This window comes from Westiellopsis prolifica IICB1 (assembly GCF_004323185.1).
Lineage (GTDB): Bacteria > Cyanobacteriota > Cyanobacteriia > Cyanobacteriales > Nostocaceae > Pelatocladus > Pelatocladus prolificus_A.
Window position 1 is genome coordinate 1,741,811 of record NZ_NAPS01000001.1, and the last position, 12,850, is coordinate 1,754,660.

The 12,850-nt window shown below is 40.8% G+C and carries 10 protein-coding genes; 8 read left to right on the plus strand and 2 right to left on the minus strand.

What is annotated here, in order from left to right:
• Positions 1-45: 45 nt before the first annotated feature.
• Entirely contained in the window at positions 46-1,419 is a 1,374-nt protein-coding gene (gene dnaA / locus B4U84_RS07390) for a chromosomal replication initiator protein DnaA (protein WP_017308933.1), read from the minus strand.
• 204 nt (positions 1,420-1,623) lie between these two features.
• Between dnaA and B4U84_RS07395 the strand changes: the two genes are divergently transcribed.
• The 7 genes from B4U84_RS07395 (at position 1,624) to B4U84_RS07425 (ending at position 9,836) form a co-directional block, all read left to right on the plus strand.
• Positions 1,624-2,928: an HhoA/HhoB/HtrA family serine endopeptidase gene (locus B4U84_RS07395; RefSeq protein WP_131116558.1), complete on the plus strand. Its 1,305-nt coding sequence runs from the start codon at positions 1,624-1,626 to the stop codon at positions 2,926-2,928.
• Between the two features lie 63 nt (positions 2,929-2,991).
• Positions 2,992-3,525, plus strand: a complete 534-nt coding sequence (def, locus tag B4U84_RS07400; protein WP_131116561.1) for a peptide deformylase — start codon at positions 2,992-2,994, stop codon at positions 3,523-3,525.
• 95 nt (positions 3,526-3,620) lie between these two features.
• On the plus strand, positions 3,621-4,826 hold the full coding sequence (locus B4U84_RS07405) for an HMA2 domain-containing protein (protein ID WP_131116564.1): 1,206 nt from the start codon (positions 3,621-3,623) through the stop codon (positions 4,824-4,826).
• A gap of 15 nt (positions 4,827-4,841) precedes the next feature.
• Positions 4,842-6,137 carry a hypothetical protein gene (locus B4U84_RS07410; RefSeq protein ID WP_131116567.1) on the plus strand — a complete coding sequence of 432 codons (1,296 nt, stop codon included), beginning with the start codon at positions 4,842-4,844 and terminating at the stop codon, positions 6,135-6,137.
• Positions 6,138-6,459: 322 nt separating this feature from the next.
• A complete protein-coding gene (locus tag B4U84_RS07415; RefSeq protein WP_131116570.1) occupies positions 6,460-8,691 on the plus strand; it encodes a heavy metal translocating P-type ATPase in 2,232 nt (743 codons plus the stop codon).
• A 132-nt stretch (positions 8,692-8,823) separates the two neighbouring features.
• A complete protein-coding gene (locus tag B4U84_RS07420) occupies positions 8,824-9,120 on the plus strand; it encodes a DUF5132 domain-containing protein (RefSeq protein WP_016860963.1) in 297 nt (98 codons plus the stop codon).
• A 131-nt stretch (positions 9,121-9,251) separates the two neighbouring features.
• Positions 9,252-9,836 (plus strand): HMA2 domain-containing protein, encoded by a 585-nt coding sequence (locus B4U84_RS07425; protein WP_131116572.1) that lies wholly within the window; start codon positions 9,252-9,254, stop codon positions 9,834-9,836.
• Between the two features lie 6 nt (positions 9,837-9,842).
• Here B4U84_RS07425 and B4U84_RS07430 read toward each other — a convergent pair whose 3' ends face one another.
• A complete protein-coding gene (locus B4U84_RS07430) occupies positions 9,843-10,838 on the minus strand; it encodes a phytanoyl-CoA dioxygenase family protein (RefSeq protein WP_131116575.1) in 996 nt (331 codons plus the stop codon).
• Between the two features lie 902 nt (positions 10,839-11,740).
• On the opposite strand from B4U84_RS07430, the gene dhaK reads away from it, so the two are divergent.
• Complete coding sequence (gene dhaK, locus B4U84_RS07435; protein WP_131116579.1) at positions 11,741-12,814, plus strand: dihydroxyacetone kinase subunit DhaK; 1,074 nt, start codon at positions 11,741-11,743, stop codon at positions 12,812-12,814.
• Positions 12,815-12,850 lie beyond the last annotated feature (36 nt).

Genomic DNA, 12,850 nt, shown 5'->3' on the forward strand with positions numbered 1-12,850 from the left:
AGAAACTTGTTAAATAATTTTCCCTTGTCACCGATCCCCGATCCCCTACTTAGGACGACTTGTTAGATTAATGCGATCGCTCAGTTGACGTAGTGTTTGTGCCAAGTTTTTATCTGTTTGTTTTAATTGAGTGATTTTTTCACAACTGTACATAACTGTTGTGTGGTCTTTCCCGCCAAATTCCTCTCCGATTCTAGGCAAACTTAAATCCGTGTGCTGCCGCATTAGATACATTCCTATCTGACGAGACCAACTAATTTCTCGTCGTCGTGAGTTGCCTTTAAGATCTTCAATGGTAACATTAAACTCATCGGCAATTATGGTCAAAATTGTATCCGGGGTTGCTTCTACTTTTTGAGTAGGAGGCTCTAATACTGGAGTAATATTTTCTACCGTCATAGATAAACCCCAAATAGAAACATATGCCAACGCTCGAATAAATGCTCCTTCCAATTCTCGAATATTCGAGGTGTAATTAGAGGCAATATATTCAATTACATCCTCCGGTAGACTGATATTTTCATACTCGGCTTTTTTTTGCAAAATAGCCATTCTAGTTTCTAAATCTGGCGGTTGGATATCAGCAATTAAGCCCATTGCGAACCGAGAACTCAGACGTTCTTGCAGCCGAGGAATATGATTAGGAGGGCGATCAGAAGCAATCACAACTTGTTTGCCAGCTTCATGTAAAGTATTAAATGTATGAAAAAACTCTTCTTGGGTATATTCTTTACCCTCGATAAACTGAATATCATCAACTAAAATCAAATCTGCTGCTCGGTAGTGTTCGCGAAAACTTTGCATACTGTCTTTGCGAATAGCAGTGATTAAATCATTCGTGAACTGTTCGGTAGAAACATAGAATATTTTGGAATCTGGGCAAATTTCTAAGCGATAGTGTCCGATCGCCTGCATAAGATGAGTTTTACCCAAACCCACACCACCGCACAAAAACAAGGGATTAAATTCTCTACCAGGTGATTCAGCAACCGCCAAAGCAGCAGCATGAGCCATACGATTATTGGCTCCGACTACAAATCGTGAAAAGGCATATTTGGGATTGAGTTCAGTAGTCTTCAGGCGATTTTTAACAGCATTGTCAGCAATATTACTCTGAGGTGGTAATGATAAAGATGCTTCTTTATCTGTAAACTGAGACACATCATCACCTTGAGCTACAGTAATATAAATTACTACAGGATAACCCAGAATATCCTGAACAGCATTAGCAATTGTCTTAATGTAATATTTTTGCAGCCAATTACGGGCAAAGGGGTTAGGAGTACAAATTACTAAATAGTTATTTTCTAATCTTTCAGCGCTAGCAGTTTTGATCCAAGTTTCAAAGGTGGGGCGAGATAGTTCTAGCTGCAAGCGTTCCAGAACCTGACTCCACAGACTATCTATGGGAATTGCCATTATCTACCACCTTTGCTGCTAACCGTCACAATAATATAAGCAAAGACCAATTTAACATTTAGCCACTTTACACCAGGAAGATGCTTTTAAGTTGTAATCTATGTTTGAACTGTCTTGCATTATTTGGACTTCCCCGGTAGGCAATATCCTATCACCATATTGCCGCAAGGAGGCTCACAGATTCAGATGGAGGAATAAGCACGGATGAAGAAAGTAGAGAATAACTTGCAACAGAGAAATCTTAATACTGAGTTAAGTAAGTTCACAGACACCGTTTTGCAAGACGCGGACGGTGTTTTAAATAAATTTTCCGCGTCAGAGCATTCCCACCTCTCCAGGCCTTCTACATGGTTACTGCTTGTGGTCAGCGTAGCATTTATATCCATAACTGGCTGTAATCGTAGCGTAAATATACCGAAAAATCAAACACCTAATTCTCAAGTGCAGAACCCGATTAGCGCTCCTCCTGCTCCTCCTCCGATTTTGCAATCATCTGGAGATCCTAATTTTGTGGTAAATGTGGTGCAGAAGGTAGGACCGGCTGTGGTTCGCATTGATTCTGCTAGAACGATTACATCATCAAGAGCGGATGACTTCGGTGATCCATTTTTCCGGCGATTTTTTGGAGATGAACCACAACCTCGACAGCGAGTCGAGCGGGGTAGTGGCTCTGGTTTTATTATCAGTACCAATGGTCAAATTTTGACCAATTCTCATGTCGTCAATGGTGCTGATACAGTAACGGTAAGATTAAAAGATGGTCGTACTTTTGACGGACAAGTAATAGGGGAAGACCCGGTTACAGATGTTGCTGTAGTGACGATTAACACTAGTAATTTGCCAACTATTGCTTTGGGTAATTCTGAGGGTTTGCAGCCAGGAGAAGCAGTAATTGCAATTGGTAATCCTTTGGGTTTAGACAATACCGTCACCTCTGGTATTATTAGTGCTACGGGACGTTCAGGTAGTGCGATCGGAGCCAGCGATAAACGTGTTGATTATATTCAAACTGACGCTGCGATTAATCCTGGTAACTCTGGTGGACCTTTACTAAATAGTCGTGGGCAAGTCATCGGTATGAACACCGCCATCATTCGTGGCGCTCAAGGATTAGGTTTTGCTATTCCCATCAACACGGCTCAAAGAATCGCTCAAGAATTAATTGCTAATGGAAAAGTAGACCATCCCTATTTGGGTATTCAGATGGTGACGCTAACACCCGAAATTAGAGAAAGAATTGGTAAATTAGGCATTAATATCACAGCAGATAAAGGAGTTTTATTGATTGATGTCATCACACGCTCTCCCGCAGCTAATGCAGGACTTCGAGAAGGTGATGTGATTCAAAGTATTAATAATCAATCTGTCACTGATGTCGAACAAGTGCAAAAATTAGTAGAAAACAGTACAATAGGAACTCCCTTACAATTAGAAGTACAGCGCGATGGACGCAATTTGCAAGTTGCAGTTAGACCTGCGGCTTTGCCAGTTCAGCGTCAAACTGAATAAATTATGAATGATCAAGATTTTATGACTGATCATTCTTAATGATGAGATTAGGAGTTTGAAATAATGAGCGAAATGCTCTCAATCATTCAATTAGGTAATACCATACTTCGTCAAAAAGCAGCTGAAGTTGAAAATCTCCAAGACGAAACCATTCAGAAGCTGATTGACGATTTAATAGTTACAGTTGGTGAAGCTAATGGTGTAGGCCTTGCTGCTCCTCAGGTTGCTCAATCATATCGTGTCATGATTGTGGCGTCACGGCCTAATCCCAGGTATCCTCATGCTCCACACATGGAACCCACAGCTATGATTAATCCCCGGATCATTGCTCACTCTAGTACTGTGAGTAAAGATTGGGAAGGTTGCTTAAGCATTCCTGGAATCAGGGGTTTAGTACCAAGGTATGAGTCAGTAGAAATTGAATACACAGACAGATACGGCAAAATACAAAGGCAATTATTAACTAATTTTGTGGCTCGTATATTTCAACACGAATACGATCATTTTGATGGTATAGTGTTTCTAGACCGCCTAGAAAGCAACTTGGACATTGTTACAGATCAAGAATACCAAAAATTAATAGTTAATAATTTTTGACAAAAAATAATTCTAAAGAGCTATACAAAAAGCGGAAATTTAAGTTAAATTTAATCTGATGTTAACCTTTTGGCTTTGAGGTAGCTATTGGGTAAATGACAAAAACTATTAGTAGTCGCAAGGGGTTAAGTCAACCGCTGCAACCATCTTCTGGCTTAATCTTTGCTCATCAGCAAAGCGATGAAGTTCATAAACATAAGGGTGAAGTATCTACACGGTCAACAGCACAATCAATGCTTGGCAAGCTGAAAATTATTCATGTAACTCAAGGCCGCGTGCGAATCCGTGCCACTGACGTCAGTCATAACTCGATACTAGAAAGTTTATCCCGGCAATTACAGCAGCATCATGGTGTAACGGAAGTTACGACTAATTACAAAACGAGCAGTTTGCTGGTTAAATTTGATGAAACTAGACTGTCTTTGCCACAGATGTTGACAATACTGCAAGAGTTTGGCATTCAGGAATATCAAGCTGTTTCAGATTCACAAAGTAATAGTGATCCCTTCGCTGCTTGGAAATCCGTAGAATTTTGGAAAGAGCAAGGACTTTCGTTTATTCCTTTATTTGCAGGATTAGGAGTCACAGGGGCGATAGGAATTAACGGGTTGGCAGCAATTCCGGTATACATGATTACAGCAGACGCAACCCGACGTGTGATTGAATATATAGAACCTCAATTATTGGGATCTAAAAAAAATAAAAAATTGAATACAGCTTCTGCAACCCAATCAATAACAAAACATCAAGTTACACCTCAAACCTCTTTAGCAAAAGTGGAGCAAATTACAGTCGTCAAACAAGAATTATTCCCAACAAAAAATCTGGACAATGCAAAGATTACTTACAACATTGTTCATGCGATTCCGGGACGTATTAGGATGAGCTTACCAAAACTAGCTCATGACCAAGATTACGCAAAACGCTTGGAGAGATTGCTCAAAGCTGATCCCCAAGTTACAAACGTACGTATCAATTGTGATGCAGCATCAGTGGCGATCGCCTATCAACCGAACAATATCAAAGTCTCTCGCTGGATTGATTTGATGCAACTAGCACAGCAGGAGACAACTGCACCACATGTTATTTATAAAGACGCTGGGACGCCCAGACACTCTGATGTCCAAAAGCAAGCAGAAAAACTAGTTACTCCTGCGCCCATCCAAGAAAAAGAATTCCAGACAACAAAAGTGGAATCAACGCCAGAGGTAACTGGCTTATGGGCTAACTTCAAAGCTCCAGCTTTGTCTTATGCTCTCGCCTTTATGGCGAACTTTCCGATTAATGCAGCCCCGGACTGAGGAGGGAGGAAAGCAATGGTTGGATCGATATTACGACTGGTATCTACCCCAGAAAAAAAAACCCAGATAAAAATTACGCCGCAGACTGATCACACTGAGCAGAAATCGCCCCAAGAAGTCTACAGCATTACCTATGCAATGTCAGGACAAGTCGGGTTGTGCGTACCTCGTATTTCCAGAGATTCTAGATATCTCGAACGACTTCAGAAGTTGCTGCAAGCAGAAGCTTTAGTCACAAATGTGCAAATAAATAGTACTGCTGCATCTGTGGTAGTAACTTACAACTGTGGAGAAATGTCAGATGAAGCGATGCGATCGCATCTCATTCATCTAATTCAGTCTGCTGCACAAGAGCTAGTCACGATTCAACCAGGAAATTCCCACCTCCAAACTAGTCAAAGACAAAGTGGACAGATTAAGTCAATTGAACTTGAACAGGTAAAAGAAGCTTACAGCATTACCTGTGCAATGCCAGGACAAGTCGGGTTTTGCGTTCCTCGCATTTCTAGAGATGATCAATATCAAGAGCGTCTTGTAAAATTGTTGAAAGCAGAGGCTTTGGTTACGAAGGTGCAAATAAATATCACTGCTGCGTCTATTGTGGTAATCTACAAATCTGGAGTTATGTCAGATTATGAGATGCGATCGCATCTAGTTAATCTGATTCAATCTGGCAGAGAACAGCCAGCAACGATACAACCAGCAAATTCATACCCAACAGTTAACGAAACAACAAATGTACAAAAACAAGAGCAGGAGAAATTATCAGTTCTCCCTGCATCTTCCCATCCTCTGGTCACTAAATGTTTTAACACCACTGCTGTTAAGAAAATGGCAGTTGCAACAATTACACAACACAAATTTCTACCTAGCAAAAACTTACCTCAAGTAAATATAAACAAGCAAGCATCCTCCGAAATTCACAACGGTGGAAACCAGAGTACTTGTTTATCTACAGCAAAAATCCTGCCAGTATCTTCGTCTGGTTCTGATTCTGCTCTACTTTCGCAGAAAACACAACACAAAGCCAAAGTAGCTTACAGCATTGCTCACGTCATTCCGGGAAGAATTCGTTTTCACGTACCTCGGATCACTCGTGATCCCCAGTATGTGCAATGCTTAGAGGCTTTATTAAAAGCAGATCCAACAGTCATCGGCGAACGAATCAACCGTGCTGCGGGATCAATAGTCATAACTTACAAATCTGCGGTGAAAGCCAATACCAGAGATCCGGATCGCAGTGTTTTGGAAGCTGCAATATCCCACTTAGCAAACCTGCTACAATCTGCTAGTGATGTAGCAGTTGCCTAACTGCAAGGAACCCAAAAGCAGAAATTTTCAACCAAAAACAGGCTTGAAGACACGTTTGTAGTAAGGACTTTTAAGGACTTTAGTCCTCATTGCAAACTATCTTCTCGTCACCAATAAACCTCTTTGCAGGTTAAAGGGGAAGGATTTTTCAATTCCTTTAATACCAATTTGAAAAAAGAATGCGACAGATAGATTGACGACAGAACTCTTATGCACAAAGAGTTTCCCAATCCAAAATCCAAAATCCAAAATGGTATAACCCCTCCCCCGACTTCTGCAAGAAGTCTAATGTTCACCAATATTTTTTTATGAGAGAGAAGCAATGGTACAAGTTAAGGTGGGTCTACCATCCTCCGCAGGTCAATCACAACTGAATTTGACCCAAAAGAATGGAAAAGCCCATTTTATAGAATATAAAGGACATTCACGCACCCATCTTCCCAAAGTAGACTATACTGTTGTTCATACAATTCCGGGAAGAATACGCTTAAGAATACCTCGCTTGCGTCATAATCCAGACTACGCACAGCGCCTCCAAGTTCTGCTAGAAGCAGATGCGTTAGTCACATCCTTTCGACTCAAGCCAGCTGCTGCATCGGTTGCGGTTACTTATAACCCCAAAACAGTTTCAGAATTTAAGCTGCGCCATCATCTAGGCCATGTATTTCAATCCGCAGCAGAAGTTGTGGTTTTTAAGCCAACAACGCCAAAAATCACAAAAGAAACAGAGGTATCTTGGCCTGGATTACAACTTTCTGGCGCTGCGACTGCTTTAGCTGTGCTGGGTGGTCCATTGGGTTTAACCATTCCGCCGATTTTGATGGTAGGAACCATTTCTCTTGCTACCTTGCCTGTTCTCCAACGCGCTTGGAAAGGAATTATACTAGAGCGAAAATTAAATATAGACTTTTTGGATTTAATTGCGATCGCGATTACAACAATCCAAGGTCGATTTCTCGCCCCAGCATTAATGCTAAGTTTAATTGATATTGGCGAAAAGATTCGCGATCGCACAGCTCGTTGTTCCGCACAGCAAACCTTAGATTTACTCAGTTCCCTGGGACAATTTGCTTGGGTAGAACGAGATGGTGAAAAACAACAAATACCCATTCAGGAAGTCCAGCGCGGCGATATCGTCATTGTCTATCCAGGGGAACAAGTCCCCGTTGACGGTACAATCTTGCGGGGGAAAGCGCTGCTGGATGAACAAAAACTAACTGGTGAGTCTGTACCTGTGTTGAAAACCAAGGGTCAAAACGTCTTCGCTTCTACCTTGGTACGGGAAGGACGCATGTATATTTTGACAGAAAGAGTTGGCAATGATACACGTGCTGGCAAAAGCCTCCAGTTAATGGAGCAAGCTCCCGTCCACGATACTCGCATGGAAAACCATGCAGCCACAGTAGCACAGAAAACAGTATTGCCAACTTTGTTACTAGGAGCAACAGTATTTGCCCTGACTCGCAACCCAGCCAGAGCCGCCAGTGTCTTAACTCTGGACTTTGCTACCGGAATTCGGGTATCTGTACCAACTACAGTTTTAGCAGCCCTTACCCATGCCGCAAAACGTGGTGTTCTGATCCGCAGTGGTAGAGCGCTAGAGCAACTGGCACAAGTAGACACCATTATCTTTGATAAAACTGGTACTCTTACTCAAGGGGAAGCTGCTGTTGTTGGTGTGGAAAGTCTCAATAGAGCCGTCTCTTCTCTCAGAGTGCTGCAACTAGCTGCAACTGCTGAACAGCGTCTAACTCACCCAGTTGCAGAAGCAGTTATGCGTTATGCCGAAGCTCACAAAGTTGAGATATTACCGCGTAGCAAGTGGGACTATCAGCTAGGCTTGGGTGTGAAAGCAGAGATCGACGGCGAGACAGTTTTTGTGGGTAGTGAACGTTTCCTGCGTCTTCAAGAAATAGATATGTCCAGTTTGGAGGGACATCAAAAACCAGCTTCGGGAATTTATGTTGGCAGCAATGATCAGCTTTTAGGTATAATAGAATATAGTGACCTATTGCGTCCTGAAAGCCGCGAAGTCATTAGCAGACTGTTAACGGTAGAAAATGTGGAAGTACACATGCTCACCGGAGACAATCAGCAGACTGCTAATGCTGTAGCTGCACAGCTTGGCATTGCCCCAAGTCATACCCACGCCGAAGCTTTTCCTGAGCAAAAAGCAACAGTCGTTCGTGAATTACACGATCAAGGCAAGACAGTTGCCTTTGTTGGTGATGGGATTAATGATTCACCTGCCTTAGCCTATGCCGATGTTTCCGTTTCCTTCGCCAACGGTTCCGATATTGCTCGTGAAACAGCAGACGTGGTACTGATGCACAATGATTTGCATGGCTTACTAGAAGCGATCGCGATCGCTCGCCAAACCAAGCAATTAATTCAGCAAAATACGGGCATTATTGCCATTCCTAACTTAGCTGCTTTGATCGTAACCGTATTCTTTGGATTGAATCCTTTAGCAGCGACAGTAGTTAACAACGGTTCCACAGTTGTTGCGGGAATCAACGGTTTACGTCCCCTTCTCAAACCAACAAATGGTTAAAAGTTGGTTGTTACTTGTGAACTACCAACAAAATTCTAAATCTCTATCGACAGCAGGATGAGATATCCATCTCAAATGAATTAAGGTTAGAGGTTTTAAAAGAAAATCCAATTCACGTGAGGTTAATAAATAATGGCACCGAAAATTACTGACTTTGTAGAAGATGCTGGCGCACCTGGAATTATCGCAGGTATTGGTGCGGTCATTTTAGCACCTGTTGTGATTCCAGTAGTAGCAGGAGTTGGTAAACCAATTGCGAAATCTTTGATCAAAGGTGGACTAGTTCTTTATGAAAAGAGCAAAGGAGCTTTTGCAGAATTAGGCGAAAGCTGGGAAGACATGGTAGCTGAAGCTAGAGCAGAACTTGCTGAATCTAAGCAACTGCCAGCTGTTGAAGCTGCTGATAATATATCTGACAATGGTGCATAACACAAGTGTTAGGTAAAAGTTAAAGGGCAAAGGGAAAGTTTTTCACTTTAGCCCTTTAACAATTTTGGATTTTGGATTAAATTCTCCTTCAATTGGAATAAAATTTGTAATTACTCAAGGAGAGTGGTTACGTGTTGAAAAATGGTAATGGCAGTCTTACTCAGATGCCAAGAACAATGTCGGAAAAAATCATTAAAAGACGGCCTAAACCAATACTGACAAAAATTGTTAGTAATACTCCAGGTAGATTGCGTTTGCGAGTTGCTCATTCCCATCGTCAAAAGGAAGAAATGCAAAGTCTCGCTAAAAGCTTGGAAGCAAATCCTAGTATCAATGATGTGCGAATGAATGTTCATCAAGGGAGTATTACCATCCAGCACAATCGCGACGACGAGAGTTTCCAAAACGTTCTCGCTACCCTATATGATTTAGGGATTATTTTTGCTGATATTACTGGTGGAAAATCTGAAGCAGCAGCAGGAGTATCTGATTCAATTGTTGATTTGAACAAGCGAGTCCACGATGCAACCAAGGGTTTAATTGACTTACGAATCATTATGCCCATAGGACTTGCTAGCCTTTCTATTCGCCAGTTACTCACTAAAGGTTTGCAATTAGAAATTATTCCCTGGTATGTGTTGGCATGGTATGCATTTGACAGCTTTATCAAGCTGCATGGTAGTACAAACCAATCAACATCTACGACTGAAGAATAGAATTAACTACCTATTCAACTTAACAGTAGCGGAACGATGAAGTTTAGAAAGGAAAACGAAAACATCAGGAAAAAGGCGGAAAAAAGTATCTTTACAGGCTGCAACAAAAGAGTAGTGGGAAGCAAGATAATCAATCGGCTCATCGGTAAAATGGATATTTGGATGAAGAACATGGTTTTCAAACTCTGCTTCACATCCTTTGTTAAATTTCAATGGTTCTCCTAAATCTGTACCATACTTGTAGTGCATCATCGCAATCATATGTCTGGGACTATCTGCATAGTTTGGCATACCTCGGTGCCAAAGTTGTGAGTGTCTAATCAACACACTCCCTTTCTTTGTATTGGCACGAATTGGTGGAGCAATTTTTCGGCGAGCTTCTAGAGCTGCTGATTCAATTCGCGCACCAACATTTTTAATTAGATGCGTACCAGGCCACAACTCGATACTACCATTATGTTCGGTAATATCGATTAGTCCAAAATTAACTATTAATGCTGTATCAATACCATCTACATGAACTGGTTGTGTTCCACTCCCAGGACAGTTGGCGTTACCACTATAAAACTTGTTAAATGTACCTTCTCCAAATATTTGCTTAGTCACTTGGACAGCAAATGGATTGCTTACTATCTCGCGAAAAATATAAGGAGCGAAAGGAGGAGGGATTTGTTTTAAGTGTCCTTTTACTTTACCAACAGCATCCCAATTAGGCTTAACCAAAAGCTGCCTAGTGTCCTCTAACATTTTTTCATGTAGTGCATCTAAAAACTTATGGAGTACAGCATTTTCTAAAATAACGAACCCGTGTATATTGATTGCCTGAACAGCTTGAGCGAGATGATCTGGCGACAACTCACCCTTGGCAAATTCTTCAGTGCTAATTGTGATAGTTGTTTGGCATTCACTACCTGTAGGATCTAACAGAAAGTTTTCCACTGTAGAGAGAGAAGCAGATTTTTGATTAGCAAAAGAAGATTTTAAAGATTCTGCATGGGACATAATTTCACCTAGAAACTCTTTAAATGATATTGAAATGTCATTGATATTTACTTGCAATATTTAAACTATAAATATGCATAATCAGCACATTTGTAGCAAAATTTTTCTGCTACAAGTCTGCCAAAATTATTGTGCTTGTTGATTATTTATAGATTAAAAATTATTCAGTAAATTACGATAGTTAGAAATTACTAGTACTGCATTTCATAAATTCGTAAGCCTTATCAATTCCTATGATTAGCACCAAAAAGTTTAGATTTTGGTTACGAGCTTATGAAATTCCGTATTCATATTTATAACTGAAAAACATTTTATAACTTGAAATTTTTACTTGATAAGTTATTACAACCAATCAATATGAAATCTTTAAAAAAACCAGCACATTAAAATATATTTGTTAAGCTTTTATGAAGCACTTAACCTTCTAATAACACTCTAATATGAAGACGAATACAAAGACCCCACCCCCTAAGCGCAAGCGGGGAGGGGCAATAGGGCGAATTCATTGTAATGAGAGAAAATCTATACTCCACGTCTTTCGTTTTTACTTGATCAAAAAAACAAAGAGCGATGACGGTAGATTTAGACTTCTAATTTTTCTCTGGTGAAAATGAAGTGTCTCTAGGGTTAGGGGAGGGGTAAAATTCTATCAGCTTCACGAAGAATTGGTATAAATAAGTAGGCGGAAAAAATATATTTATGTTAAAAAATATAAAATTTATGAAACACTTAGCTAATGACAAATAACATAGACGCGTAAGCAGCTTATCCTAGAGTCGGACAAATGACGACCCTAACAAGTAGAGAAAAGATGCGTTTTTGAGATAGAAGATAGATTGAATTACTTTGGCATTCAGCTTAGATAATAAAGATATTTGACCTCAATTCTCACTCAGCAAAATATGAAAAAACTCATCAATAATCCCCCTGATTTTGTGCGCGAAAGTTTAGAAGGTATGGCGATCGCTCACCCAGATCTAATTCAAGTCAATTTCGACCCTCATTTTGTCTATCGCACTGATGCACCTATCAAAGGTAAAGTAGCAATTATATCTGGGGGCGGTAGTGGACACGAACCAATGCACGCTGGTTTTGTGGGGATGGGAATGCTGGATGCTGCTTGTCCTGGTGAGGTTTTTACTTCGCCTACCCCTGATCAAATGCTCGCAGCAGCCAAAGCTGTAAATGGTGAAGCGGGAATTTTATACATCGTGAAGAACTACTCCGGCGATGTGATGAATTTTGAAATGGCTACGGAGTTAGCTCGAAGTGAAGGTATCCAGGTGCTGAATATCTTAATTGATGATGATGTTGCAGTCAAAGATAGTCTTTATACTCAAGGACGACGCGGTGTCGGAACAACAGTATTAGCAGAAAAAATCTGTGGTGCAGCAGCCCAAGAGGGGTATGATTTACAACAACTAGCTTCTTTGTGTAGGCGCGTAAATTTACAGGGACGGAGTATGGGTATGGCCCTGACTTCCTGTACAGTACCAGCCAAAGGTACACCAACGTTTACACTTGGGAACCAAGAAATGGAAATAGGTATCGGGATTCACGGTGAACCCGGAAGAGAACGCATGAGTCTGAAATCAGCAGATGAAGTTGCTGAGATGTTAGCGCTATCAATAATTGAAGATGCATCCTATACTCGCACACTACGAGAATGGGACGAAGAAACAGGTGAATGGCAAGAAGTGGAATTGGTAAATGCAAATTTTGCCAAAGGCGATCGCCTCCTAGCTTTTGTGAATAGTATGGGTGGTACGCCGATTTCTGAGTTGTATATTATCTACCGCAAACTCGCAGAAATTTGTCAAAAGCATGGACTCCAAATAGTGCGAAACTTAATTGGTGCTTATATTACTTCCTTAGATATGCAAGGTTGCTCGATAACTTTACTTAAGCTAGATGACGAGATGATTCGTCTATGGGACGCACCTGTAAAAACCCCAAGCTTGCAATGGGGTATCTAACTCAATTATTCAACAAAAATCAAATAACAAATAAAA